Genomic DNA, 25,379 nt, shown 5'->3' with positions numbered 1-25,379 from the left:
AATCGATTTCACGACGGCTGCGTTAGTTTTGTCTGATCCCATTCTATTAGGCCTTTGTAAATAAAGGCATTAATTGGATCTACTGTATCATTCAACTGAAAACCAGTGTCTTTGTTATAATGAGCTAAGTTGAGCTTTACAAAAACAGTTGAAGCAACCCGCCCAATCCAAAGCCTGTAATTGCCCGAAAACTTAGCGCTCAGCACCTTTGGAATTTCAAAACGAGGTATCTGATCAATTTCACCGATAGTTTGAAATGGTTTATGTCGAAGCTCTTTCGCATCATCAATCTGGTATTGATATTTCATATAATATATTGCTGCTATCAGCTCATCTCGAGGTACGATGGTTTCATCATAAGTAACTGTTAATGGATTCCATGGGCGCCATGCTGTTACAAAAGTATGCGACATGTGTGAAGACTTCATCATACCTAGTTTTAGTAGTATGTGGCAAATTTCCCCTGTCCAATTATCTTCTCCATGATTGCAAACAGCACGATCATCAAAAATATATTTTTTCCGGTATCCAGTCATATCTTCACATTGTTGGAATACCCATAATCCCAACACATAGATTAGCAATTCAGGACAAACTTGATCATTATTCACAATCTCATAAACATCCTTAACAGTCATGATTTGGAGAGTAGACACAAAAAATTCCTAAATAAACATCCCACACAGGGCTAGCTACCAAAGATAACAGTTTGTATAATTTCAGCTAAATATACCTTATCCAATTTGAAATATTAGAAACTCAAGCTTGTATTAAGTTGCTAGCGTTATATTTCTAGTAAACTTATTGATTGCCTTTGCTCGCTTCACTCTGAAAGAAAAGCTGGTGATCCGCATTCCCCCCAAATACACTTCAAACACACCCGGTGAATTTAATGTCCCCTCTTAGTCAGCAGCAGAAGATTTATATTCAGCGGATTAATCGGGCTATTGATTTCATTGAGGGGAATATTCAGCTGGATCTTTCGCTGGCGCAGATTGCAGATGCGGCCAGTTTCTCCAGTTTCCATTTCCATCGTATTTTTAAAGCTATGACGGGTGAAACCGTCAACCAGTTTACCAATCGGGTTCGGCTGGAGAAGGCGGCGCGGCGATTAAGGCAAAATCAGGGTATTTCCATTACCGAGGTGGCGCTGGATTTGGGCTTTGCGTCCTCCTCCTCGTTTGCACGGGCGTTTCAAGCTAACTTTGGCATGAGCGCCAGTGCGTGGCGCAAGGACGCCCTGCTCAATAGCAAGATTAGTCAAATACAAAGCAGGATCGGTAAAGCCGGAACTGCGGTGGATCTTTATCTTGATCAACACACACAAGAGTTGGTTGAGGAGAGAGTACAGACCATGAAAGCTTTGGATATAACTGTCAAAACTTTGGAACCGCGAAACGTTGCCTATGTGCGCAGTACGGGGGATTTTCAAAAGACCCCCGAGATCTTTGGCGAGACATGGGGCAAGCTGATGAGCTGGGCGGGGCCGCGTGGATTGATTGCCGGTGCGGAGACGCTTTGCATGTTCCACGATGACCCAGACGTGACAGACAGCGACTTGATGCGGTTCAGTTCCTGCATCACGTTGGATCGGGATGTGGACGTTTCCGGTGAAGTGGGCAAGATGAGCGTTGCTGGTGGCAAATACGCTTACGGGCATTTTAAGATTGCCCACCATGAATCTCAGGCAGCATGGGAAGTTATGTTTGGTGAGTGGCTGCCAACCAGTGGCTATGAGCCTGAAAACAAGCCTTGCTTCCAGCTTTACCCGAATATGTCCTCAGGCATGGAAAAGCAGGATGTTTACATCTGCATTCCAGTTCTGCCTTTGTGAGATAACTCACGGCATTGCAAGGAAAAAAGATGTGGCGCACTTTCCGCAGTGCGCCCATCTTGAGCAACCGGCCCTGCTTTTGAACCGGTTTTTAGCGGGCGTTAGATTAGCTATCCTTACCAAAGATCGTGTCGATATCGGCTGTGCCCAGCAGTTTCCATTGGCCTTCTTCTACGCCGTCTAGCGTGAGGTTGCCGAGTTGGGCGCGGTGGAGTTTGTTCACGTGGTTGCCGGTGGCAGCAAACATGCGGCGGACCTGATGGTAACGGCCTTCGTGTAGCGTGAGGCGTGCTGTGGTCTCTGTCAGGGTTTCCAGTTCCGCAGGTTTGAGCGGGTGCGTATCATTTTCCAGTACCAATTCCCCGGAGGAAAACTGATCGGCTTCCCCGCCTGTCATTGGGCGGTCGAGTTCCACCTCATAGACCTTGGCAACATCGGCTTTGGGGGAGATGACCTCATGCAGGAACTTGCCGTTATCGGTGAACAGCAGCAGGCCTGTGGTGTCCTTGTCCAGTCTGCCCACGAAGGATAGAGCCGGTTTGCGGACGCGGTAGCGCTCTGGCAGCAGGTCAAACACCAGCCGCCCACGGTCCTTCATAGAGCACGTGTAGCCTAAAGGTTTGTTGAGCAGGATGATGCAGCCTTCTGGCGGGTCCAGCGGCTCATCGTCAAACAGGATCTCCTCATGTGGCAGTTTGCTCTCTGCCTTGAGGCGGTTGCCCTCTTTATCCGTGACCCAGCCGTTGCGGATGGCAATCTGCATTTCTTTGCGGCTGCCGTATCCCAAATTCGCCAGAAGTTTCACCAGTCTCATGTTTAAACCTTAGGTTCCTTGAAGTCGTGTTGCGTGTTGCCAAAGGCTACTTGTTCGCTTTAATCGCACGGATGACTTTGTAGCCGTTCTGGGAGGCCATGATCTCAAAGGAAGCAAACACTTTACTCAGCGTTTCTTCATAGGGCAGATGGCGGTTGGCAACCAGCCAAAGATGACCGGATGGACGCAAGCTGCGCGCGGCGGATTTGATGAACTCCTGCCCGATATCAACTCTGTCCTGCTTTCCACCAGCGTGGAACGGCGGGTTGGTGAAGACAAAATCATAGGTACGGGCGAGTTTCGTGGTCGCATCCTGCCAGAAAAAGTCGAGCTCGACGTCTCCGGTTTTGCCCTTCAGGTTCTGCTCAGCCAGATCCAGCGCGCGCTTTTCAGCGTCATACAGATCAATGCCTTTGACCTTCTCGCGCTTGGCAACTTCTCGGCTCAGGTAGCCAAAGCCACAGCCCAGATCAGCGCCGCGCCCTGCCAGTTTTTCTGGCAAAACGGAGACGAGCAGCTGAGAGGCTCTGTCCAGATGATCCCATGCGAATACGCCCGGACGGCTGATGAATTCACCCTCCATAATTTCGCGAGGGGCATCCAGTTTGGACCATTCTTCCACCAGCTCGTGATCTACGGTTTCCGGTGTGATTTCCGACCAGAACACACGGCATTTGTTTTTGGAGATTTTGCCTGCATTGCCCGCCAGTTTGGTGAGATCGCTCTGCGCTGTCTTTGCGCCTTCGGTATTCGATACACTGGCAACAACAATGCCGCCGTTGAGCGCGGACTTAACAGCCTTTGCCATCTGGGCGCGGGCTTCATCACGCTGGCGCGGAGGCAGCAGCAACACAAGCGGGTACTGGCCTTCAACCTGCGGTGCCACGTTGAACCCAGCGCGTTCCAGATTGTCTCTGTCTGGCGCAAAGGTCTGCTCGCAAACCAAACGGTCTTTGTCGATGCCGTTCATGGCAAAGCCCATGCGCGCGCGCAGGAAGAGTGCTTTATCTTCTGGTTTGGCGTCCTTGAAGAAATCAAGGTTCCCTTCTTCAAAAGGCAGCAGTAGTGTATCGAGAGCTGAATCAATCATCGTATAGTCCTTGCCGCCTTAAGAGGTATGCACGATTTCACGCGTTTCGCGGAAACCGATGTCTGGGTTCTTTTCGCCCACGTAGGTTACTTCCCAAGCGTTTTTGAAGAGGTAAACTGGCTTGTCATCCCGGTCCAGTGCCACATGTGCGCGGTTGGCCTCAAGGAACTTATCAAGCTTGGCCCTGTCTTCACATTCGATCCAACGCGCCGTGTTGTACATGGCGATCTCAAACCCGATTTCTGTCTGGTATTCGGTTTTCAAGCGATCCAGTACAACATCTAGCTGAAGCACGCCAACCACACCCACAATCCAGTTGGTGCCAATGGCGGGTTTGAAGATCTGCACAAGACCTTCTTCCGCCAGATCTTCCAAACCGCGGCGCATCTGTTTGACGCGCATCGTATCTGTCAGACGCACACGGCGCAGAATTTCCGGTGCGAACGCTGGCAGGCCGGTGACGTGGATTTCCTCGCCCTCAGACAAAGTATCGCCGACACGCAACTGGCCATGGTTTGGCACGCCGATCACATCACCCGGATAGGCTTTTTCCGCGATCTCACGTTCTTCCGCAAAGAAGAAGATAGGCGCGGATACGGTGATTAGCTTCCCAGCACGCACGTGCTTGAGCTTCATACCGCGTTTGAATGTACCAGAACACAGACGCACGAAGGCAATGCGGTCACGGTGTTTGGGGTCCATGTTGGCCTGAACCTTGAACACGAAGCCCGTTACCTTTTTCTCGACCGGCGTGATGGTGCGGCCACCTGTTGCTGGCTGAGAATGAGGCGATGGTGCGTAGGCTGCGATAAAGTCCAGAAGTTGATCAATACCGTAATCGCGCAGAGCTGAGCCGAAGAAGACCGGGGTCAGGTGGCCTTCAAGGAAGCTTTTGCGGTCAAACTCAGGGTAGCCTACGCCGCCCAGTTCCACGTTTTCTTCCAGCTCTTCGCGGATGTTGTCAAACAACTCACCAACAAGCTCAGGGTCTTCCAGACCTTCAACCTTTTTGATGGTGTCCAACGCGCCGCCACGGCCTTCTGTGGAGGTGAAGTAGCGGTTGCCGATATGATCGTAAACGCCGAAGAAGTCAGAGCCCATGCCAACAGGCCAGCTCATCGGCGTTACATCAAGAGCCAATGCCTCTTGAATTTCGTCAATGACTTCCATCGGGTGGCGACCTTCACGGTCGATCTTGTTGATGAACGTGATGATTGGAATATCGCGCAGGCGGCAAACTTCAAACAGTTTGCGGGTTTGGGTTTCAATCCCCTTTGCAGCGTCAATCACCATGATAGCCGCATCAACTGCGGTCAGTGTGCGGTAGGTGTCCTCGGAGAAATCTTCGTGGCCCGGCGTATCCAGCAGGTTGAAGATAATGCCATCACGCTCAAACGTCATCACGGAACTTGAAACGGAGATGCCGCGTTCCTGCTCGATCTTCATCCAATCAGAGCGCGCACGGCGACGTTCGCCACGAGCACGCACCTGACCCGCAGCACGGATCGCACCACCGCCGAGCAGCAGTTTTTCTGTCAGCGTGGTTTTACCAGCATCCGGGTGCGAGATGATCGCAAATGTACGGCGTGCCAGATATGGCTCATTGCCCGCTCCGCTCATAGAGCCTCCTTTTGCAGGCAAAGTCCTGCATAATCGTTGAACCGCAGATTTGAAGCCATTCTGTCCGGCGCGCGTGTTTCAAGCGTATTTTCCCGAAAATCCGTCGGATCGTTTCGGGAATACACTAGAGCGCAAAATCTACTGAAACTGTTATTGGATTGGGTCTTACAGAATGTCATGGGGCAACGCCAGCCCTCGCCTCACTTTTTTGACAGGAGTACGAGAGATTTTGCAGGTCATTGCTTTGTGCTGGTCTGCGCGTTCGCACCAAATATGAGAGGCTGGATAAGGCAGTTTAGTTCGATCAGGATCGAACCATTGGCTGAGCGATCTGCGATAGACCTAGCAAATACGTATTGTCGAGCATTTGCTGCGGGGTTCTTTCATGTTGCTCAATTACCTTTATTCCAACTTCTATGAGGAACAAGCGTTTCTTGATGTGCTTGGTCTTTCAACAAATGACTGGCAGACATTGCTGGACCAACGAGTTGTGCCGTCTGCCTCTTATCTCTTCACCAACAGCTCTCTTTGTGTCTCTTTTATCAAAGAGTTTCAGGAGCGAGAGCTTTACCGGTTTCACCTTAAAACGCATCAGAGGTGGGTTGAGGATGTTCATCGGTTTGATCTGACAAATGAGCAGCGTGCGAAGGACTACTTCTGCGGTCGTTTCGAGACTGCCAAATCCATATTTTTTTCAGGTCGTTTGGGTGCAGAGCTTAATGCGCTTTATCCTGAGATCGCCCAACAAATGGACACCGCCCAGCTCGATGCTGCATGGGGTCATTTCCTAAATGGCACCTACGGTATTTGCACGCGGGATGGTCAGCCGGAAACTATTTTTCTCAAACAAGCTGGTGTTCGGTTCATTGAACGAATGACCCAATGCTCCCCTGAGCATATGTCAGCAGAGCAGCGGTCCTTGCTTGCGCGCGTTGTCGACCTGCTGGATACGGTTGAATCTGAGTTTGCTCCGCACGAAGTGGCAAGCTCCTCCCGCCAACGCTGCATTATTGATGTGCGGGAGAGGTATTTAAATGTCGCAATGAGTTAGGTGCCAAGACTGCCATTTAGGGAGAGGGTTTTGGGCAGGTGGTTTTGTCAAGCAGGTGAGACCAGACGTTCTTTGGAACTGCGATTGAGAACTTGTTTTGGGCCGAAGCGACCATGATAGCTGCAAGCTTTAGTGCCCCCTCCTCTTTCACCAAAACCGGACCTCCTGAACCACCATAATTGGTATCGCAGTTGGTGAGCCAGAGATTGCCGCGATCTTGCAAGAGTTTACAGTTTTTATCTGCCGCAAGCAGGTAAGGCCTGTCTCTTGCATATCCCGCACTCGTCAGCTTTAGACTTTGTTTTGTTTTCGTGGTTGGTAGCTGCTTGAGAACCGGAAAAGGGTTTAGGTCGAGTGGTTTTGACAGCACGATCACGCCGACATCCTGCGTGGCTTGCTTGAGTGTTGGGCGGCTTGTGAACTTATAGCCATCCAAAGTGTAAACACAGGCAGCATTGGCGTGGGCCACGTATTGATCGCGCCTGACACCAGCAACAAAGTTGATTGTAGAGGGTACGTGCGATTTGCCGGTGCGGGCATTGTACAGGCAATGGGCTGCGGTGATCACCATTCGGCTGGAGACAAGCGTTCCTGAACACATGGACCGCGACCGAAACCCGGCGACGTTCACGCGGCCAATGACATTCCAGGGAGGGTCCCAGGTGTCGATGATTTCGCGATTGTCCTCTCCAATAATACCGGGAAAGAACTTTTCGTTCTGCTTGGCTTTATCCTGCGCCAGAGCTGGCCCAGCGCACATGGTAATGAGGAGAAGGACCGTTGCGCATCCTTTCGGTCCGAGCATAGAAATCCACGGCTTAATTATAATTCCGTTGGCCAGTGAGCGCACCTCATTTACCCGTGTTTGTAAGCACTTTGCGAGAACACGCCAGTGCTCACTCTTCAGATTTTTCGTCTGCCCGTGTTTGTGCCAGGACCGGCAGTTCCAGATTTCCATCCTGAAACTTGAAATTGAACTTGATTTTGTTGATTTTCCACGTCCCCGCCTCATGCACGACGCCAATATCGTAGGTCCCGTAAACGACCCAGATGTCACCGCCTTCAGCGCCATCGATAAAATGCGTGGCCGTCACATGAACTCGTGCCGTCGCCTTTTGTTCTTTGGACTCAATCAGTGCATTGCCGATCTGATGATGCGTTTGGTCAAACCCCGGCAACAGCGCTTTCCATGCTGTTGTGATTTCTGCTGGAGTAAGGTCAACAGGCTCGCCTGCCCCGAAAGAGGAATAATCCAGATGGACGCGACCTGTCAGCGCCGCCTCAACTGAGGACCAGTTTCTGGCATCCACATCAATGAAGAAACGGCTTATGCGATTATTAATAGGCCCAATCGTATCCATCTACGTACTCCCAGCTTTGTTTCAGGAATTTATGGAGTGCTATGTCACTGACAGAGTAACTATTTTGTCTGCGTCAGATACCCTTGAATATAACTGTTACGCTTGGGGAAAGAAATGGGTTCCGGTTCTATGGTTGTTTTAGTTCTAATAGTGGGCAGAGTTAGAATGGCATTTCGCTTCAAAAAATGTTCAAAACAAAATGATAATTCGGATCACACTTTAACAGAGTTGTCGCGGCTACGATGGATCAGAGAGGTCATGATCGTTTTGCCGGATGGCGTTTCGCCCTCTAAGGTCTCTTTCATCGCTTGAAGGGCAGCTGTTGCCCATTCTGCTTCGTTCTGTTTGAGCGACCAGATTTCATTGGGCAGAAAATCCAGCATTTGGTTTTCATCAAATGTAGCCAACCGCATGTCAGCTGGAATATGGCCCAGTTTTCCACGCAGGACAGCAAGAGCGCCTTCCAGAACGGGTAGAGAGGACACCATTAGATTTTGGGGTGCTTTGCCCAGTTTATCCCATAGGGCCAGCATCATCTGTTCACCGTCAGACGTCCTGTTCCGCTCAGAATTGATTATCCAACCTGCTTTCTGGCCCTCCGGCATAACCTGCGCATACCCGCGCGCACGTTCCATGATGGTGGGTTGCTGGCACCCGCCGATGAGGAAATACACTGGTTCACCCTCAGCATAGGCCGAGATAGCGGTGCTAAGGTCTTTACCGCCTTCAAAGTTGCTAGAGGTGATGACCGGCGCTTTTGTTTGCCCGTATCCCCTATCCAAGAACACAAGGGGTTTGGAAATGGTTTTGCCAAGATACTGCTGGCTCTGCACCGTTGAGGAGACCACAAACAGGCCATCTACATTGCGTTGAACCAGACCGTTTACCAGTGTTTTCTCCGTCTCTTCATCAGAGTTGGAACAGCTTATGATGAGCTGATAACCCTGTTTGCGGCAGCGGTGTTCCAGCTCCTCCGAGAGTTTGGCAAAGAACGGGTTGGACAGGCGCGGGATGATCAGACCAAAAGTGTTGGTGCGTTTGAGCTTAAGGCTGCGGGCAGTCAAGTCAAACTTGACACCATGCTCCGCCACATACTCATTGATGCGGGCCTGTGTTGCCTTGCTGATGCGGTACTTTTCCGCTTTGCCGCCCAGAACGAGACGAACAGTCGTGATGGAAACGCCAAGCGCTTTTGCAATTTCATCCGGCTTTTTCGCCATAGCTCCGTTTTCCGCTCTGAACACAGACAATTTCACGATTGGTAGTCAGCAACTCCGAGATTGCCAAGTGGAATGTGTGGGATGCAGGGCTTCCATGGTGGATATCCTGCATCCCACATGCCGTTACAGCAAGTTCTTTGCTTCACCTGCAATTTGCACAGAAATACCCTGCGTGAGTGCCTGCGCAACAAACGCCCGCAAAACATCCTGCAGTTTATTGTCCGGCACATACGCAACTGTAATGTGGTTGGATTGATGACCAGCCATAAGCTCATCCCGGTTGATACCGTCCAGCGTGCAGTTCATCAGCGGCCACTCATAAGTGGTTGCCTTTCTGCGGCGCTCGAACTCATCTTCCGGCAATTCAACCGCATGCCCAGTCCCGATATGCATGATGACATCCGTGCCCTCATAATGTGCGCGGGCCCAGACGAACGCGCCAGCTTTACACTGTCCTGCAATGCTGGAACCACCTTTGGGGAAGTACATGGCTGGCTGGCGGTAGCCAGTTGCACCGGCAATACCGCCTTTGAGGTGTTCAAACGGAACTGAACCGGAGATCTCAAAGTCCCAGTAGAACGTGCCTTCAAACTCACTGCCCCAGCGCACATCGTGCAGTGTGGTTTCAGCAGGCAAGCCCATCGCATCCAGAAGACGCCACAGCATTGTCTGCGGAATGGCGGTGCCCATATCCACCTCATTGACACAAGGGATCGGTTTGCCTTCCCAGATGATGGAGCCGTCTTCATCGGGGATCGGGAAGCGTTCGGTTGACCCAATTGCGCCCTCTGCAAAGTCAGAGGCGGCACAGCTGTCCTTGAGGCCCTGCTGATACTGAACGCCAACTGCGGAGAGGCCAAAGCGGGTGGTGAAGCGGGCCATGGCGATCATCATGGCGCACTGTTCCAGCACCTGCTCACGCGTCAACTCGGTTGCATCATCCTTGCCGAACTTGAAGGTCATGCCGCGGTCCTCATAGAACTTGAGGCACTCTTCGCGCATGGACTGAGGCACTTTTTCCATTTCCACCAGCAATGCGGATTGGGAGAGGCTTTCTAAAGGCATGCCAATATCTGTGAGGGCTTTGACCGGGAAGAAGCCATTCATCATGCCCATGCAGAAACTATCAAACAGACCAAGGATTGCTTTGTGTTTGAGGATGTACTCCCCAACCTGCTGACCTGCTTTACCGGCTTCTGTTTCCAGAACCTGATGGTCCTTGGTGACCGACTGCAGGTAGGTGGTGTCGTGGGTGAGCTTGCCATCCTTCAACCATGTGGCAAGGCCTTGTTTGAACAGGTCATCTTCAAAGCTCTGCGACCATAGCCGAGAGTAGTCCACCCCTAAACTGGTGAGAGACCCAGCCATGCAGAGCATACCCACCAAGCCCGGCCATGTACCATCAAAGTTGGCCAGCAGAAGGACAGGCCCTTTGTGTTTGGCAAGAGAGGGCGCGATGTGGTGCGAGTATTGCCATGCGGTGAGCAGGACGATCAGCGGGGCTTCAGGATCAATCCTCGCAAACAGGGCGGAGCCTTCTTTTTGCGAGGAGATAAAGCCATGGCCTTTCGTTTCATCAAAATCATGAGCACGTTTGAGCTTATAGCCCTGCGCATCCAGCTCCTTTTCCAGCCGGTTTGCGTAATCGGCACACACCGGCCAGCACGGAACATTGGCAGATTCGCGCAGGTCCGCGTTAGTGACCATCAAGATTTCTTTGGGACCTGCTGTGATCGGTGCAGGACTGATAGGTAGGTTCAGCACGATATGTCCTCCCGAACACTTGTTCTTATGAGATTGCTTGTTCCATGAGCGCTTTGTGATGCGCCTGATTATCAATGAGGTTGAGGTAGACCTGATATTTAGCCGCGTGGAATGGTTGAGTATTTTTAACCGTTTTCACCATGCCTCCAACACGCACCAGTTTTGCGCTTGCTTGGGGAATATCTGCAAAGTCACCACAAGCCACAGCGCCCAGTATTGCTGCACCCAAAGTGACAGCATCTTCCTCTTCCGCCAGCTGGATATCTCTCCCTGTGATGTTGGCGTACTCTCGCAACCAGATCGGGTTTTTTGTTGCCCCGCCGCACATGAAGATTTTGGTTATGCTGTGCCCTGCCTTCGTCATTTCCTCAATGATATGACGGGTGCCATAAGCAATGGCCTGCAAGGTCGCCAGATAGAGACGTGCCATACCATCCCGGCCTGTTTCTAGCGTCAGACCAGAGACAACACCGCGGGCATGCGGGTTGGCACAAGGTGAGCGGTTGCCGTGATGATCTGACAGGACATGCAAGCCAGCGGTCGGATTAGGTTCGCGGCTTTCCAGATCCAGCACCCAGTTGTTGAGGAGTGCGATCTCGTGGAGGCCTTGTTCTACAGCGGTGCTCTTCAGCTCATCGTAAGCCTCGCATTGCTGAAGGGTCCAATCCACCAAGGAGCCAGCAGCGCTTTGTCCGCCCTCACCCAGCCAATAGCCCGGCAACATCGCGCCCCAATAAGGTCCCCAGACACCCGGCACCATGACTGGCTGCTTGTTCACAATCATATGGCAATTGGAGGTGCCGCTTATGATGGCGAGGCCGCCATCCGGTTCTGCGCCGATGAGTGCCAGACCGCCTGCATGTGCGTCAATGATGCCGCTGGCGACGGGTATACCTTCTGGAAGGCCCAGATCGGCAGCAGCTTTTGCGGTGAGCGTGCCTGCGGCGTCTCCCAGTTCAAGCACCTTTGCCGGGACCTTTTGCGGCAGATCTTCCAGTCCGACCTGCGCTAACATATCTTCCGGGAAGCGGCCTTCATGGGCCAGATAGTTCCATTTGCAAGTGAGTGTACAGGTGCTGGCTGCATCTTCACCTGTTGCCCGCCAGACCAAATAATCAGCCAGATCAAAGAAACGGGTCACCTTGGCATAGCGATCTGGATAATGGGTTTTGAGCCAGAGGATTTTGGGAAGCTCCATCTCGATGGAGACTTCACCGCCAACATACTTGAGAGCATCATCTCCTGTGGCATTGATCGCGGCGGTTTCACTGTCCGCGCGATGATCCATCCACATGATGATATCTTGCTCAGTATCGCCGTTTTCTGCTGTGGAGATGGATGTTTCATTCTCGCCAACGGCTACCAGTGAGCACGTGGCATCAACGCCAATGGAGCGGATATCCTGCGCAGATACGCCCGCAAGACTGACAGCTTCCTGCATCGCTTCACAAATGCGCGCCCAGATATCCTTCGAGGACTGCTCTACAAAGTTCGCGCGGCTATGAAACTGTTTGATTGGCTTGACGGCAAACGCCAGCCGCTCTCCATTTTCATTAAAGATACCCACACGTGCGCTGGCAGAGCCCACATCAATACCGGCGTAGCACTTCTGGCCCATTTTCAGCCCCCGAATTGGCTTATGGATCTATGATCTGTCCTCATTAAACACCTGCTAAGTCGTGTTAGCAAGCAAAAATCAGGAGCGTTCTCTGTAGAACACAGAATGTGGGCACGCTGGAACAGACCACAGAATCACCTCTGAGGCCTTATGATCGCGAGGGTAATTCGGGATTTTTGCGGGGGTTAAGTGGTGTCTCGAGTCTTCTGCATAGCGTCAAAAATAAATCTTGCACAAAAGCCATAACCAAGCCCGAAAGCAAGCGCACGAATGACGAGATCAATGATGAAGAGGAGACCCATTGCATTGTATTGCATGGCTTGAAAAGGTCCTGCCAGATCTCCAGCTACGCTTCCCGTTAGCACTATATTTTTCGCCACCATGCTAATTGGGATACTGCATGTGAGAGACCCAACAAAAAGCGCCCAATACTGCGATCCAGCAGGGGCTTTTTTCTCTTTATGCACGTAAAGACCGGCAACAATTAAAACAGGTACACCTAGCTCCGCCAATACGCTCAAAGCCGATTTAATTCCGTAGTGAAACACCAGAATATTGGTAGCGGTTTGCATCAGGGCATACGCAACAATGAAGGTGCTAAGATAGAACCAGAGGGAGCGTTGAACTTTTTTCATGAAACTCTGTTTGTTGCGGGGTCTGTGCTGTCGCCTGTTCAAGGCGTATCAGGCAAACAGTGATTTGGGCAAGCCACTTGCACTGCATAATTAGGGCCACTTACCTCGCCAACTGATTGACTTGCCTGCCCACCAGCAAGTTAGTGACGCGCTGCACCGGAAAGAACACGCAATTCGCGTTCTCTGGAGTCTGCTATTGGATCTGGTGTGTTGGAGGAGGACTGTGCAACGCCTGGGTGACACATGCACACGCTGTCATCTGTTGCGGTTTCCCGCCAAGTTTGCAGCAGGTTTGTGAAGTCACTTTCTAGCGAGAAGTCGTAGATGCCTGCAAAGTCCTGATTGTAGCTTATTCCATTGCGATCTGCTGCTCTCTTGAAAGACCAACTGAGGTAATTCAGGAACAAGGACTTAACACGGAAAGGCCGCTTCAAAACGCCCTTTAACGGACCACCACACTGGCGCACCCATCCCGTAAAACAAGCTGCATGCAGTGCCGATACACACGCCTTGCGGATTTGCGGGAACAGATGGACGTGTTCGTGACCGTCAACAAAATCCGGGAGTTGCCCAAAATCTGCAACAAACAATCGGATCTGAGAGGATATTTCTTCCTCAATCTTCGATGTGCTTAACATCCCCAGATGGGACTTCAGCAGCAACTGCAACATCGTTGGGAAGACGGGCCAATCCAGAGCGTTTCCGCATGGTTTAAGCCAATCACCCGTCATGGTAATATGCAGCCCGATCTGGAGTTCCGGCTTGCGCTCCTTTAAGGCCTTGAGCGCTCCAACATCTTTCTTCCAAGCCTGTGTGACAACCATACAGGAGGTGCCCTGTATCCTCTCATTTTCCAGCAGATACAAAATGCTCTTGCTGATTTCGGAGGTGTAGGCGTAATCGTCAGCTACCAAGCGCATCAGCAACCTCTGGGGTCTTGGCTGGTTGGCTGCTTTCATCTGCAACGATGTAAATTGGGCGATCTTTGAGCTCTCGCAACATGTGGCCGACATACTCCCCCACCACGCCGAGAAGGATCAACTGCAATCCTCCAAGGAAGACTGTTGCGGTGAACAGAGAAGAGTAACCTGGCACATCATTGCCGAGTAAAAGTGCTGAAAGCACAATCCAGACCCCATAGAGAGAGGCTGGAATTGCGATTGCAACCCCTACGAACATGGTGGCTCTGAGCGGGACGGTTGAGAAGGAAATTATGCCTTCTGACGACAAGCTCAGGAGCTTGAGAAAGTTCCATTTGGTCGTACCGGAAATACGAGCTTCCGGCTCATATTCGATCGCACTTTGCTTAAAGCCGATCCATGTAGAGAGACCCTTGAAAAAGCGAACACGCTCCTGACAGGATTTCAGAGCTTCCAATGCGCGCGGCGACAACAATTTGTAATCCGCAGCATTGGCAGGGATTTCAAAGCGGCTGCCCGCGTTGATCAGACGATAGAAAATGCCAACCATCTTTTGTTTGATGGGATGGTCTTGACGCTTGTTGTGAACGGCGTAAACGACATCATTGCCGTCTACCTTCCAACGACGCACGAACTCAGGAAGCATCTCTGGTGGGTGCTGGCCATCGCTATCAAGGAAGACGATCGCACCTTTTTTGCAGCCTTCGATTGCAGCAACAAGTGTAGCTTCCTTGCCAAAATTCCGGCTGAAACAGATCGTCTTTACGCTGAAAGACCCGCTTGGCAGACGGTTTATAATGTCTACGCTGCCATCACTGCTGCCGTCATCCACATAGAGGATTTCAACTTTAAGTCCAAAATCGCGGATGAGTTTCTCTGCAGCGGCCCCAAGACGCTGGTGAAAAACTTCCAAGGATTCAGACTCGTTAAAAACAGGAACCGCGAGCGTTAACGTGTTCTCACTCATTTCTTTATTCCTGCACATTCAACAGCATTAGGTCCAACTGACGGCTTCAAAACTGCGATCCAAACTTCAGGGTGTTTTTTGTAAATTCGGCCACCGGGAGCTGGCCAGAGTATTTTCTGGGCATCAACGACGCACATTCCAGAGATGGCATCAGTGGGGTTTTTGTAGTCCACATACACAGCGCCTTTTGACTGCATGTCTTCCACATCAATCCAAGGAGAGTAGGAGAGGTTTGCGCGTTCAAAGAACGAAGGCCGTGAAGGTGTGTACCAAGCGACTGACCCACCTGGCCAATGATCTCCTACAAGATATTCAAATGGTTTGGTTTCGTGCTTTGCCCAAAGGTCCTCGACTATACGAGCCAGAGCTGGCCCATCATGCAACATCCGTTTCGGGTACTTCTTCACAAACGGAGCGATGACCATGATCGCAACAAAGACAATGAGCAGGGTTCCATAAATCACGCCCCACGAAATTAGAAAACGTTGTTTGACCGTACTCTTACTTGCTTCCAAATGTGCTGCGGCGACACCTATACACCCGGCAAAAACAACGCCCAGCGGCATGGACCAGACTGTTTTAATATTTGCGCCAAGACCTAAGGAGAGCGCAGAAATTACCAGTACTGGTCCAACGGCAGCAAACAGGAAAGGATCCGACCAGACAAGACGTGCGGCGGCAATGGCATCTTCAGAACCTAGCGACTTTATGCGGCTCCATCCTGCTGCTATGGCAAGAGCGACAAGCATTGGCGCAACGGAATAGATAAACTCACCAACATACCTAAGTGGCATGGTGATATGCTGGTACCACGCAACGTCTCCGCTGCCCGTACGGTTCAGGGCGTACTCAATCAGGACGAAATCCGATTTGACCAACCAGACGAGATGGGGAGAGAGCGCGATCAAAAACACGAACGCGGCAATGTAAGGACCCGGCCTTACAAGCAGATCCCTCCGCTTAAGCAATACCCATAGGGTTGCACTCATAAGGAAAATCGCAGCAGTGTATTTTCCAAGCATACCACCTGCGCTGATCAGACCAAATAATGTCCACCACAACAGGGTATCCTTTTCCTCGGCCTTCAAAAATGTATAGATCATCCAACCCCAGAACGGCAGGAAACCCATATTTACGTTATATTCGACAGCGGACAGAGTCGTAAAATGGCTAAGGAAAGCAGCGAGAGCTGTATAGCCACCGACTTTTGCGCCAAAGCGTTCACGGACGATGAGAACAACAGGCAGGATTGCGAGTATGGTGCAAACTTCAGCTGCACCAAAGATAAGCCAGTCTGAACGCCCGAAAATCTGTACAACAGCATCAATCATCCAAGCAGACATTGGAGGATGCTTGAAGTAACCTAGCTGCCACTCTTTCCCCCAATAGAGAGATTCCACAGCATCTAATGGTAAATTATAAGCAACTAATGACGACGCAATTGTATAAACAACTGCATGAAAACCAAGTACTGCAAAAACAAACCAAATTGAGGCTATATTTATTTTACCAAATATATTCTTATGAGAAGAATATTCTGGATTTACATGTTGTGCGTCCATAACCACCGAGCAGGCCTAATATTAATTCTAAAAACCGGGAGAAAACCGTAATTCAACAATAACTAGCATTTTCTGGGGGTACAATTAGCAGAGGCAATGGCAAGTCTCCACTTTCTTTTTGACTGTTTTGGTGGATTAATGAGCAAGCTGCACAGTTCTGTGACATTTTCGCCGCTTTTTTGCCACTTCAATTACAATTTTTCAGGTGATGAGCCGTTAACATCGTAACTAATTGAATTAATTTCATTAATTTAAATTCGAATTGCTTTTGGTAGTCATTCTGCGAATAAATCACATGTCTTTTTGGTAAAAATTTCGGATGAATAAATATATGCATTGCGCATTTTCATTTACACAACTCTTCCGGTCTACTCCCCCGCACTCTGTTGCATGTAATCCCCTGTTTGGCTGAAAGGTGTTCTCAACCAACGCGATGCGCTGAATGATGATCGCGTTTCACGAGGCTCTGTGCTTTTATCTGCGACTGTGAGTCCATTTCCAGCCACGTTTTTCTTTTTCCTGAGTAGTCGCCATGCGTCAGTTTTTGCTTCCTATCGCCTCTTTGCTTCTTGGTTCCGCCTTCTTGTTTTTCGCTGGCGGTGTAACCGGCATGCTTTTGCCGCTTCGTGGTACGTTTGAGGGTTTCTCCTCGTTTACTCTGGGTCTGCTTGGTACAGGTTGGGCCATCGGTTATGTGAGCGGGTGCCTAACTGTTCCTAAGGTCGTGCAACGTGCCGGGCATATTCGGGCCTTTGGTGTAATGGCGACACTGGCCTGTCTTTCTGTGCTTGCATCTTCGTTGTTTGTGACGCCAATCGCCTGGGTTGTTTTCAGGTCTGTTGCCGGGTTTGCGTTTGCAGGTGCGGCCATGATTGTGGAGAGCTGGCTGACTGAACGCTCTGACCCAAGTAACCGCGGTGTGATTTTTGGCACCTACACAATGGTCAATCTTGCTGCGACCACGTGTGGGCAGGTTGTTCTTTCTCTTGGTCCAATCAGCGGTTTTGAGTTCTTTGTCATTGCGGCAATGTTCTATGTTGTGGCCATGATCCCAACAGCGGTCACCAAAACGCCCGCTCCTGCACCGCTTGCTCAGGTGAAACTGGATCTGAAGCGTCTTTGGCGGAACTCTCCTGTCGCGGTGGTTGCTGTTACTTTGACCGGTGTTTCCAATGGCAGCTTTGGAACGCTTGCTGCGGTGTACGGCGATAAAATAGGACTGCCAATTGCCAGCATTACGCTCTTTGTGAGTTCGTCCATCTTGGCCGGTGCCTTTGCGCAGGTGCCGATTGGCATGATCTCGGACAGGACAGATCGTCGTTTTGTCGTGGTTGCACTTGCCCTTGTGGCCCTTGCTGCCGATAGCGTCTTCCTGTTTGCAGACACCAGCAACGCAAGCATAGCCATTACATCCGCCGTTATATTCGGCGCAGCCATTTACACCTTCCACCCTGTGCTTGTTGCCCATGCGAACGACCATGCGGATGCGGGGGATGCCATGCAGACCAGTGGTGGTTTGTTGTTGATGTTGGGTATCGGCTCCATGGCTGGGCCGCTTATCGGCGGTGTGTTGATGGGTATATTCGGGCCTACTGGGTTGTTCATGACCACCTTGGGGGCACATGCTCTTATTCTGGCCTTTACACTCTGGCGTCTCACACAACGTTCTGCAGTGGCTGACAGCGAAAAGAGTGTGTTTGTGCCTTCTGCTCCGACCCGAACAGCGACCCCGCAAACGATTATTCTGTCGGATGAAGAAGTGGCTAAAGAAATGGAAGTGGATGACTTGCAAGAACAGGGAGCCACTTGATTTTTGTGCGAGCCGAGCCTCGAAGTCGAGGTTTCAGCTCGCGCCTCTTTTAAATATGAGTAAATAACTCCAATTTAAACTTGACTAAATTTCTCAAGTATACAATAGCTCGCGATTACAACCTTTGTTTTTGCTGTTCTGAATCAGGTTACCTGTCACCAAGCCCAGGCAACCTGTTTTAGTCCTTTGTTTTCGCACGTATTCTTAGCCGCTTGCCGGATCTATTTTTTGTAGAATACGCATTACTTGAGAAGGCCGATCTATGAAAAACAACATGATAACTGCTGTGGTTGCGGGTGCGATTTCTGCAATGCTGTCTTTCAACGCCTCAGCACGGGACGTGAAACATGAGCTCGGAACCACCACGGTTCCAGATCAGCCGCAGCGTATTGTTGTTTTGGAATTTAGCTTTGTTGACGCCTTGGCGGCGGTTGGTGTTGTTCCGGTTGGTATAGCCGATGACAAGAAGCGTGAGCGTATCAGCAGCGCTTATACTGATAAGATCGGGGAGGACTGGGTTTCCGTTGGCACGCGCAAGACACCAAGCCTTGAGGTGATTGCCTCTCTCAACCCTGATCTGATCATCGCGGATAAAACCCGTCATACTGCTGCTTACGATACCCTCTCCGAGATCGCACCAACTGTTGTATTTGACAGCCTTGGCGGTGATTACCCTTCTGCGATTGCTCAGCTGGAAACGATTGGCGCTGCCGTTGGCAAACCGGATGAGATGAAAGCTCGCGTTGATGCCCATAAGGCGAAAATCGCTGAGATTGGTGCGCAGTTTAAGGATGCAGGCAACTACAAGATTCAGTTTGGTGTGGCAAATGCCAAAGGCCTGTGGTTGCACTCACCGGTTTCTTATAATGGTTCACTGCTGAAGAGCTTTGGCTTTACCAGCGGCATGGCACCAACGGAAGGGGCGGTTTACGAATCCAACTACGTGAAGACCTCTCTGGAGCAGCTCTCCACTGTGAACCCTGACATTCTCATTTTGGGCCGCTATGCAAATCCATCCTTCGCTGATGGCTGGAAGGGTGAAGCCCTTTATGAAGGTATCACCGCAGTTAAAAACAACAGGGTCTTCTATGTTGAGGCGCATGTCTGGTCTCGTCTGCGGGGCATGGTAGCAGCTGAAACGACAGCGCGCGACCTGCTGAACATCATGAAACAAGTTCAGAACTGAGCAGAAGCCAAACACATGCCTTTCCTTGCCATGTACTGGAGCCTAATGGGGGTAGCGTTGCTTTGTGGAGCGGCGCTCTCCCTTGCCACAGGTGGCCGACAAGATATTGGCTTTTATCAAGTTTTGGGCGCGATCTTTTCCCAACTTGATGAGCAGAGCCTTACTGTCCTGCGCGATATCCGCGTCCCGCGTACTCTCATCGCCGCCTTGATTGGCGCGAACCTGAGCCTTGCCGGACTGTTGTTGCAGGCGACAACCCGCAATCCGCTTTCCTCTCCTTCCATTTTGGGGATCAATCAGGGCGCGGCTCTTGGCATTGCCATTGGGTTGGTGTTCCCGTCCTTGATGATTTTCAACGTGGACACGATGGCCGTGCTTGGCGCTGCCCTTGCCGGAGGGGTAACGCTTACCCTTGCTGGCGGCTTTAAAGGAACATTGAGCGCTCTGCGGCTTATCCTTTCCGGCGTGGCCGTAAGTGCCTTTGCGTTTGCACTGGTGCGCTTTACGTTTACGCTGGATGACGAGCTTGCCCGGTCCATCATTCTATGGACCACGGGCGATATCTCCGATGTGCGTTGGAAGCAGGCGAGCCCGCTGTTGCTTTGGTGTGTTGGTGGAAGCGTGATCACGTTTTTCATGTCCCACAAACTCAACCTGATGGCGCTTGGAGAGGCTGCCTCCAAAGGGCTTGGATCAGACCCACGCTTTACATTGTTTCTTGGTATTTTACTGGCTGCAATTTTGACCGGTGTTTCTGTTGCAACTGCCGGACCAGTCATGTTTGTTGGTCTTATCATTCCGCATTTGTGCCGCGCTGCGTTTGGAACAGACCACCGCGTTCTTGTTCCGGCCGTTATTGTTGGCGGGGCTTCGCTTATGCTGATGGCCGATGGTGTTTCCAAACTCATCAACTTTCCCGAGGAGACCGCTGTTGGCGTTGTCTCTGCCTTGATTGGTGCGCCCTACTTCCTTTACCTCACGATCACCGCCAAGGAGATTGATTGATGAGCATGATTGCGGGCACATCTGCTCCACAATGGCGGGTTGATTTACGCGCCCACCGCAGCACCAAGACATTTCGCATACAGCTGCTGCTGTTGTTTATGTGCATTTGTGCTGGCCTGTTGAGCCTTGGTCTGGGTGCAGTTCACATTTCGTTGGATGTCATCCTCAACACCCTGTTCGGGCTTGAGGGCGACAAACAGACTTACATCATCTGGAAGTCGCGATTGCCGCGCACTTTGATTGCATTTCTTGCTGGGGCCAGCCTTGCGGTTTCCGGTGTTATTGTGCAGGCGATCATACGCAATCCGTTGGCGAGCCCAAAGATTATGGGCATCAATTCCGGCGCAGCCTTAGCCGCGCTTGGGTCAGTTATGTTTTTGCCAGAAATGCCAGTTACCTACCTGCCAGTGGCGGCGGCATTGGGCGGTATTGTTGCTGCTGTTATCGTCTTGTTTAGTGCGCATGTACGGCAAGTCTCCCCTGCCCGATTAGCGCTTGTTGGTATTGCGGTTGGCATGGTGTGCGATGCGGGTGTGGATTATCTTCTCGTCACCGCTGCTACGCTGGAAATCTCCAACCCTCTTGTCTGGCTCACAGGTTCACTCTGGGCGCGGACCTGGGTGCATGTACAATCCATGTGGATACCGCTGCTGACGTTGATGGGCATCACCATGACGCTTTCCTATCAGCTGGATTTGCAACAACTGGGAGATCAGACCGCGCAGGGCCTTGGTCAAAACACAGGGAAGATGCGCGTTTTGCTGCTGGGTGTTGCCACGTTGCTCGCCAGTATTTCAGTCGGTGTGGTTGGTGTTATCGGATTTATCGGCTTGATATCACCTCATATCAGCCGGTCTCTTGTGGGCGGTCAGCATCGTATTCTCTTACCAACGGCAGCTCTTGTTGGGGCTTTGCTGGTTGTTGTTGCGGATGCAGTCGGGCGTGCTGTCGCTCCCCCCATTGAGGTTTCCGCAGGTATCTTAAGCGCGATGCTTGGCGCGCCTTACTTCATTTGGATCATGAGCAGATCAGAAAAAGGACAGTCCGTATGAGCATCGTTCTTTCTAACGTGTCTTCCGGATATGAAGGCTTTTCGCTTAAGAGCATTGGCTTGACGATCCAAACGGGCAGTTATGCTGCATTGATCGGCCCAAATGGTTGCGGAAAATCAACACTGCTGAAGACCATCGGGCAGATCAATAAATTGAAGAGCGGATGCATCACTGTTGATGGTGAAGATGTTCATCGCTTGCCTGCAAAAACCGTTGCACGCAAGATTGCCTTTTTACCGCAGAGCCCTGTGGTTCCAACTGGCATTAGCGTGGAGCAACTGGTTGGATATGGCCGCGCACCGCACCAATCCCTTCTTGGCATTCGTAGCAGACAGGATGTGGAGATTGTGCAGGACGCTTTGCACACCTCTGGCCTTGATGCTTTCAAAGACAGAGCCCTGAAGGACCTGTCCGGCGGTCAACGTCAGCGGGCGTTTATTGCAATGTGTCTGGCACAGGATACGCCTTACATTATGCTCGATGAGCCTACCAGTTATCTGGATATTCGCTACCAATACGAAACGCTGGATCTGCTGCAAAAGCTGAATGAAGAAGGCAGGACGGTTGTTGTTGTGCTGCATGATATTGCGCAGGCCTCCCGTTATGCAGATCATCTTGTGGTAATGCGCGATGGCGGGATTTACGCAGAGGGCGGGCCCAATGAAATTGTCAGCCCCTCCCTCGTCCATGCAGTCTATGACATAAAGACGAGCGTATATGCGGACCCGGTTTCCAGCACACCCGTGGTAACGCCGCTCCGGGCCGGGTAACGGCTGTACACCTTTATGATTCGAAGAGGCTCTCATTCCATAGTCATTGGGCGAGTATGCGCCATACGAACCACCGCCGACAAAGGCGCGCTCATCTATTGGAAGCAGGGATTTGGCAGCTTACCTGTGTAGAACAAGGCGCTCAGAAACGGGCGCCTTTTCTTTTGGAAGGTCCACGGAAAATTGGTTGGTAATTCGGGCTTTAAAAGCTGGCTTGGACTTTTGACGGGGACGTCTGGTTGTTCTGTTGTTGGCATTGCGCCAGTTTCAGCAGCTAAATCCGCTTAACTCCATAGTTCTAATTCCCCGAGCAAACTCTACACACACACGCGCATCGGAATGCCGGGTGAAGAAGCGGATTTGCAGCCAAAAATGCGTTCACGAGCGAGAACTCGCCGGGCCCAGTTGCTGTGAGTAGCAGGTTCACACATTGCACCACCAATTTGAAAAACGGCTAAGGCGTCCTTTTCGATAATTGCCTTTGCTTGCTGCAACTCCTGCTCAGATACTTTCATGCCTTCAACTATTATGGGAACCTGACATGGATGGATAACCGTTTTTGACACGAAACCCGCAGCTACATCGCGCTGAACTTCACGTCTTAAGGTGTCCGGATCGTCGATAATATCGAACACGGGAGCAGCAACGGGATACCCGGCAGAAATCAGCATAGACGAGCACATTGAAAGCACCCATCCAAGTGGCCCCTCCCAAGATGTCATCCCACGTTCCCGGCGTAGACCCAGCGCTCCCAGGAAGTCATTGCCGCCAAGGCGGACTGCAGAAACAAGCCTGTGATCATAATCGCTTAGGACATCTCTAAAGGCTACAATGCAGCCTGGATCAAAATAGTCGGCAGACTCCAGTGTAGGCATGATGGCCAATCCCGCAGAGGAGACCAACTGCATCCAATCAGCTGTTGTATCCGGACGCACCTTTGGCGCAACGAACCCTTCAATTCGGTCTATGTTTTTGAAGGATGCCAAACGATGTCCCATGCTCAGCGATCTCGGACGAACAAAAACTCGAAGGTCTGAACTCTGGTTAATTTGAGGAAGAAGCTCACGCAGTGTCCCTACTGCACGTTCAACATCACTTTCTGCAAGCGCATCTTCGAGACAAAGAACAACAGAAGAGGCTGGACTATTTGTCCTGCCAGTAAGGATATCTGGTACTTTGTGATGGATGATCGGCACATAAAGTGTAGCGCCGAGACCGTATGCTGAGAACATGTGGTGGAAATCAACCATTACGACATCTTCTCAATTAATGTAATCGCCCGAAAAGGACCAGTCAGTGTGGGGGATACCTCAAGGGGAACCTGGCCTGTTTGGCACAGATGTATCAAGGCACTCAAATCTTCGTCTTCCTGCGAACGAATATAGACTTTCTTGGGTTTACGCCGCAAAATTGCGCGGGTTGCTTCAGAAATCCCAGGTTTTATCCGGTTGAGATTGTCCACCTGATTTAGTTTTGCAACCAGATGCACACAATGCATCGTATTCTGGCGTAACTGCTTGAGTGTCGTCGGACCATTGATGATTGCGCCGCAACTCTCACGCTCTGTCTCGCAAAGGCTGGAAATCCGGTCCACGAAGGCTCGGCTCACATCGATGTCTGCCAGATGGTTCACCGGAATGTATCCATGAAAATCACCGGGTGCGATGAGATCCTTTGATAGAATAGACCGACTAATCAGCCCTGAGATGTTGGCACCTAGAATGCCTGAGGGAATGAGCCAATCCTCATGTGAACCTGACATGGTTGCAAACCCAGACGGGTCCGCCAGCACAACAAGTTCAGGATTGGTACCCGCAAATGCCTGCCAACTGGTTTCCAGCTCGCGAGATATGGCACCCTTGCCGGTCCAGCCATCCACAAAGAGGATGCCATCTATATTACGACGGCTTGTAATATAGCGCATTGCATTGGTATCAAGGCCTTTATCGCGGATGATAGAAACCCCGTAATGCTGGCAATCAACGCCCGTGGCTTTAAGTTCGCGATGCAGCAGCACACCATAGGGAACACCTGCGCGCACCAAGGAACACAAAGTTATCTGCGCATCCAGTTCGCCCTTGGCAATCCGCATTTTGATGGCCTTTGCAAGCCCAACAATTTCCCGTGCTATGCGGACGTCACCACGACTGCGTGCCTGCTCAAAAAGCTCCAGATAATGTTCATCAGGCCGGCGCTCCTGCGAAATCATTTCAGAGTAATGAGCAGCACCCGTCTGAATCAGTCGTTCTTTTTCGTCCACCGGCGTAGGCTCGATAGCGACCTGCTTGAGCAGGAACAAAACGTCAGATGGATGGTAGGTTCCGGAGCTTAAAATGGCGTTATCTAGCACTGTCAGACGCCCCTCTTTGGGAGCGTTTCCAGTGCATTGTGGGTTTGGCTACCGGATGGAACAACCATCATCTGGCAAGCTTCCATAAACGGCAAATCGGTCAGGCTATCACCCATACCCCAAATTGGGCGGCGATCACTCCCCGCTATTTCCTTGATCAGATACTCCACGGCTGAGTGTTTCGAAATCTCATGTGGCATGTAGGCCAGATTGTTGCCGTTTCGGTGGCAAAAAAGCTGATCGCCGACAACTTCATCCAGGACCGATTGCTGCTCGTCTAGCCAAGCTTCGTCGCCGTTCGACTTTACGCAGAAGTAGATAGGAAGCTGTTGTTCATAAACGATCCAGTGACGCAGCTGTGACGCTTGAGCGCGCTCAGTGACGACGTTTTGTATGAACTCCAAAAACTCCGATTTAGCGGCAGAAATGTTCCGGGTACGATCAAACCACTCTGGGTCAAGTGTCCCATCCTCCCTCAGAATTACAGCGCCGTTAGAGGCTATCTTATAATCAGAAAAAGGCAGTACACAGCGTTCCAGCGCATCTGTAGAGCGAGCAGTCACTGGGATAAGGCGTGTGGTCACATTGAGCCAATTGAACATGGCTGATTGAGCCTCGTTCATGTAAGAATGTTTGCCGTTTGTAGCGTGTGAAGCTATCAGGTGCGGGCTGGGATCAACACTCATTTTTCCAGCGGTTTGGAAAAGGGTATCATCCAGATCTGTGAACACAATGGGGGACATCGTCATA

Annotated in this window: 23 protein-coding genes; 7 read left to right on the top strand and 16 right to left on the bottom strand. The window is 51.1% G+C overall.

Annotated features, from left to right (window positions below):
* Nucleotides 1–8: 8 nt before the first annotated feature.
* Nucleotides 9–656 carry a hypothetical protein gene (locus tag BLS62_RS08380; protein WP_143521531.1) on the bottom strand — a complete coding sequence of 216 codons (648 nt, stop codon included), beginning with the start codon at nucleotides 654–656 and terminating at the stop codon, nucleotides 9–11.
* A 236-nt stretch (nucleotides 657–892) separates the two neighbouring features.
* Here BLS62_RS08380 and BLS62_RS08375 point away from each other — a divergent pair, with 236 nt between their 5' ends.
* Complete coding sequence (locus BLS62_RS08375) at nucleotides 893–1,834, top strand: AraC family transcriptional regulator (protein ID WP_093179292.1); 942 nt, start codon at nucleotides 893–895, stop codon at nucleotides 1,832–1,834.
* Between the two features lie 106 nt (nucleotides 1,835–1,940).
* Here BLS62_RS08375 and BLS62_RS08370 read toward each other — a convergent pair whose 3' ends face one another.
* From BLS62_RS08370 to BLS62_RS08360, 3 genes are read right to left on the bottom strand one after another with little or no spacing between them, the layout of a single operon-like run.
* Nucleotides 1,941–2,648, bottom strand: a complete 708-nt coding sequence (locus tag BLS62_RS08370; protein ID WP_093179289.1) for a pseudouridine synthase — start codon at nucleotides 2,646–2,648, stop codon at nucleotides 1,941–1,943.
* 46 nt (nucleotides 2,649–2,694) lie between these two features.
* Nucleotides 2,695–3,738, bottom strand: a complete 1,044-nt coding sequence (locus BLS62_RS08365) for a class I SAM-dependent methyltransferase (protein ID WP_093179286.1) — start codon at nucleotides 3,736–3,738, stop codon at nucleotides 2,695–2,697.
* Nucleotides 3,739–3,756: 18 nt separating this feature from the next.
* Nucleotides 3,757–5,358 carry a peptide chain release factor 3 gene (locus BLS62_RS08360; RefSeq protein ID WP_093179282.1) on the bottom strand — a complete coding sequence of 534 codons (1,602 nt, stop codon included), beginning with the start codon at nucleotides 5,356–5,358 and terminating at the stop codon, nucleotides 3,757–3,759.
* Between the two features lie 385 nt (nucleotides 5,359–5,743).
* Between BLS62_RS08360 and BLS62_RS08355 the strand changes: the two genes are divergently transcribed.
* Nucleotides 5,744–6,409 carry a DUF6058 family natural product biosynthesis protein gene (locus BLS62_RS08355; protein WP_093179279.1) on the top strand — a complete coding sequence of 222 codons (666 nt, stop codon included), beginning with the start codon at nucleotides 5,744–5,746 and terminating at the stop codon, nucleotides 6,407–6,409.
* Between the two features lie 16 nt (nucleotides 6,410–6,425).
* Here the strand turns inward: BLS62_RS08355 and BLS62_RS08350 are convergent, their stop codons facing one another.
* From BLS62_RS08350 to BLS62_RS08310, 9 genes are all read right to left on the bottom strand, one after another.
* A complete protein-coding gene (locus BLS62_RS08350) occupies nucleotides 6,426–7,214 on the bottom strand; it encodes a trypsin-like serine peptidase (RefSeq protein ID WP_159436511.1) in 789 nt (262 codons plus the stop codon).
* A 91-nt stretch (nucleotides 7,215–7,305) separates the two neighbouring features.
* Entirely contained in the window at nucleotides 7,306–7,770 is a 465-nt protein-coding gene (locus BLS62_RS08345) for a nuclear transport factor 2 family protein (protein WP_093179273.1), read from the bottom strand.
* Between the two features lie 212 nt (nucleotides 7,771–7,982).
* Nucleotides 7,983–8,990 (bottom strand): LacI family DNA-binding transcriptional regulator, encoded by a 1,008-nt coding sequence (locus BLS62_RS08340; protein WP_093179270.1) that lies wholly within the window; start codon nucleotides 8,988–8,990, stop codon nucleotides 7,983–7,985.
* A 123-nt stretch (nucleotides 8,991–9,113) separates the two neighbouring features.
* A complete protein-coding gene (locus tag BLS62_RS08335; RefSeq protein WP_200798492.1) occupies nucleotides 9,114–10,754 on the bottom strand; it encodes a signal transduction protein in 1,641 nt (546 codons plus the stop codon).
* A gap of 25 nt (nucleotides 10,755–10,779) precedes the next feature.
* A complete protein-coding gene (locus BLS62_RS08330) occupies nucleotides 10,780–12,372 on the bottom strand; it encodes an FGGY-family carbohydrate kinase (RefSeq protein ID WP_093179267.1) in 1,593 nt (530 codons plus the stop codon).
* Between the two features lie 185 nt (nucleotides 12,373–12,557).
* On the bottom strand, nucleotides 12,558–13,007 hold the full coding sequence (locus BLS62_RS08325; protein WP_093179265.1) for an ABZJ_00895 family protein: 450 nt from the start codon (nucleotides 13,005–13,007) through the stop codon (nucleotides 12,558–12,560).
* 140 nt (nucleotides 13,008–13,147) lie between these two features.
* Entirely contained in the window at nucleotides 13,148–13,927 is a 780-nt protein-coding gene (locus tag BLS62_RS08320; protein ID WP_159436510.1) for a ChbG/HpnK family deacetylase, read from the bottom strand.
* Nucleotides 13,911–14,894, bottom strand: coding sequence for a glycosyltransferase family 2 protein (locus BLS62_RS08315; protein WP_093179260.1), 984 nt, complete (start codon nucleotides 14,892–14,894; stop codon nucleotides 13,911–13,913). The genes BLS62_RS08320 and BLS62_RS08315 overlap by 17 nt, the downstream gene beginning before the upstream one ends.
* A complete protein-coding gene (locus tag BLS62_RS08310) occupies nucleotides 14,891–16,237 on the bottom strand; it encodes a glycosyltransferase family 39 protein (protein WP_159436509.1) in 1,347 nt (448 codons plus the stop codon). The genes BLS62_RS08315 and BLS62_RS08310 overlap by 4 nt, the downstream gene beginning before the upstream one ends.
* A gap of 751 nt (nucleotides 16,238–16,988) precedes the next feature.
* Between BLS62_RS08310 and BLS62_RS08305 the strand changes: the two genes are divergently transcribed.
* The 5 genes from BLS62_RS08305 to BLS62_RS08285 all read left to right on the top strand — a co-directional run bounded on the left by BLS62_RS08305 (nucleotide 16,989) and on the right by BLS62_RS08285 (nucleotide 22,279).
* Complete coding sequence (locus BLS62_RS08305) at nucleotides 16,989–18,266, top strand: MFS transporter (RefSeq protein ID WP_093179255.1); 1,278 nt, start codon at nucleotides 16,989–16,991, stop codon at nucleotides 18,264–18,266.
* A 262-nt stretch (nucleotides 18,267–18,528) separates the two neighbouring features.
* Nucleotides 18,529–19,452 (top strand): ABC transporter substrate-binding protein, encoded by a 924-nt coding sequence (locus BLS62_RS08300; protein WP_093179252.1) that lies wholly within the window; start codon nucleotides 18,529–18,531, stop codon nucleotides 19,450–19,452.
* A gap of 15 nt (nucleotides 19,453–19,467) precedes the next feature.
* Nucleotides 19,468–20,457, top strand: coding sequence for a FecCD family ABC transporter permease (locus BLS62_RS08295; RefSeq protein ID WP_093179249.1), 990 nt, complete (start codon nucleotides 19,468–19,470; stop codon nucleotides 20,455–20,457).
* Nucleotides 20,457–21,509: a FecCD family ABC transporter permease gene (locus BLS62_RS08290; protein WP_093179246.1), complete on the top strand. Its 1,053-nt coding sequence runs from the start codon at nucleotides 20,457–20,459 to the stop codon at nucleotides 21,507–21,509. Before BLS62_RS08295 ends, BLS62_RS08290 begins: the two co-directional genes overlap by 1 nt.
* Nucleotides 21,506–22,279 (top strand): ABC transporter ATP-binding protein, encoded by a 774-nt coding sequence (locus tag BLS62_RS08285; protein WP_093179243.1) that lies wholly within the window; start codon nucleotides 21,506–21,508, stop codon nucleotides 22,277–22,279. Before BLS62_RS08290 ends, BLS62_RS08285 begins: the two co-directional genes overlap by 4 nt.
* A gap of 317 nt (nucleotides 22,280–22,596) precedes the next feature.
* Here the strand turns inward: BLS62_RS08285 and BLS62_RS08280 are convergent, their stop codons facing one another.
* From BLS62_RS08280 to BLS62_RS08270, 3 genes are read right to left on the bottom strand one after another with little or no spacing between them, the layout of a single operon-like run.
* Nucleotides 22,597–23,529: an HpcH/HpaI aldolase/citrate lyase family protein gene (locus BLS62_RS08280; protein ID WP_093179241.1), complete on the bottom strand. Its 933-nt coding sequence runs from the start codon at nucleotides 23,527–23,529 to the stop codon at nucleotides 22,597–22,599.
* Nucleotides 23,529–24,629: a cysteine protease StiP domain-containing protein gene (locus BLS62_RS08275; protein ID WP_200798491.1), complete on the bottom strand. Its 1,101-nt coding sequence runs from the start codon at nucleotides 24,627–24,629 to the stop codon at nucleotides 23,529–23,531. The genes BLS62_RS08280 and BLS62_RS08275 overlap by 1 nt, the downstream gene beginning before the upstream one ends.
* A 2-nt stretch (nucleotides 24,630–24,631) precedes the next feature.
* The gene (locus BLS62_RS08270) at nucleotides 24,632–25,378 is read right to left on the bottom strand and encodes an HAD family hydrolase (protein ID WP_093179236.1); all 747 of its coding nucleotides are present in this window, start codon (nucleotides 25,376–25,378) and stop codon (nucleotides 24,632–24,634) included.
* Nucleotide 25,379: the final 1 nt, after the last annotated feature.

Source organism: Pseudovibrio sp. Tun.PSC04-5.I4, assembly GCF_900104145.1.
GTDB lineage: Bacteria > Pseudomonadota > Alphaproteobacteria > Rhizobiales > Stappiaceae > Pseudovibrio.
Note: the sequence above shows the minus strand (reverse complement) of the source record. Positions and strands in the feature narration are given on the sequence as shown.

Coding starts and splice junctions, on each gene's coding strand:
- BLS62_RS08375 (WP_093179292.1), top strand. CDS start 893: ATGTCCCCTCTTAGTCAGCAGCAGAAGATTTATATTCAGCGGATTAAT.
- BLS62_RS08370 (WP_093179289.1), bottom strand. CDS start 2,648: ATGAGACTGGTGAAACTTCTGGCGAATTTGGGATACGGCAGCCGCAAA.
- BLS62_RS08365 (WP_093179286.1), bottom strand. CDS start 3,738: ATGATTGATTCAGCTCTCGATACACTACTGCTGCCTTTTGAAGAAGGG.
- BLS62_RS08360 (WP_093179282.1), bottom strand. CDS start 5,358: ATGAGCGGAGCGGGCAATGAGCCATATCTGGCACGCCGTACATTTGCG.
- BLS62_RS08355 (WP_093179279.1), top strand. CDS start 5,744: ATGTTGCTCAATTACCTTTATTCCAACTTCTATGAGGAACAAGCGTTT.
- BLS62_RS08350 (WP_159436511.1), bottom strand. CDS start 7,214: ATGCTCGGACCGAAAGGATGCGCAACGGTCCTTCTCCTCATTACCATG.
- BLS62_RS08345 (WP_093179273.1), bottom strand. CDS start 7,770: ATGGATACGATTGGGCCTATTAATAATCGCATAAGCCGTTTCTTCATT.
- BLS62_RS08340 (WP_093179270.1), bottom strand. CDS start 8,990: ATGGCGAAAAAGCCGGATGAAATTGCAAAAGCGCTTGGCGTTTCCATC.
- BLS62_RS08330 (WP_093179267.1), bottom strand. CDS start 12,372: ATGGGCCAGAAGTGCTACGCCGGTATTGATGTGGGCTCTGCCAGCGCA.
- BLS62_RS08325 (WP_093179265.1), bottom strand. CDS start 13,007: ATGAAAAAAGTTCAACGCTCCCTCTGGTTCTATCTTAGCACCTTCATT.
- BLS62_RS08320 (WP_159436510.1), bottom strand. CDS start 13,927: ATGCGCTTGGTAGCTGACGATTACGCCTACACCTCCGAAATCAGCAAG.
- BLS62_RS08315 (WP_093179260.1), bottom strand. CDS start 14,894: ATGAGTGAGAACACGTTAACGCTCGCGGTTCCTGTTTTTAACGAGTCT.
- BLS62_RS08310 (WP_159436509.1), bottom strand. CDS start 16,237: ATGTCTGCTTGGATGATTGATGCTGTTGTACAGATTTTCGGGCGTTCA.
- BLS62_RS08305 (WP_093179255.1), top strand. CDS start 16,989: ATGCGTCAGTTTTTGCTTCCTATCGCCTCTTTGCTTCTTGGTTCCGCC.
- BLS62_RS08300 (WP_093179252.1), top strand. CDS start 18,529: ATGAAAAACAACATGATAACTGCTGTGGTTGCGGGTGCGATTTCTGCA.
- BLS62_RS08295 (WP_093179249.1), top strand. CDS start 19,468: ATGCCTTTCCTTGCCATGTACTGGAGCCTAATGGGGGTAGCGTTGCTT.
- BLS62_RS08290 (WP_093179246.1), top strand. CDS start 20,457: ATGAGCATGATTGCGGGCACATCTGCTCCACAATGGCGGGTTGATTTA.
- BLS62_RS08285 (WP_093179243.1), top strand. CDS start 21,506: ATGAGCATCGTTCTTTCTAACGTGTCTTCCGGATATGAAGGCTTTTCG.
- BLS62_RS08280 (WP_093179241.1), bottom strand. CDS start 23,529: ATGGTTGATTTCCACCACATGTTCTCAGCATACGGTCTCGGCGCTACA.
- BLS62_RS08270 (WP_093179236.1), bottom strand. CDS start 25,378: ATGACGATGTCCCCCATTGTGTTCACAGATCTGGATGATACCCTTTTC.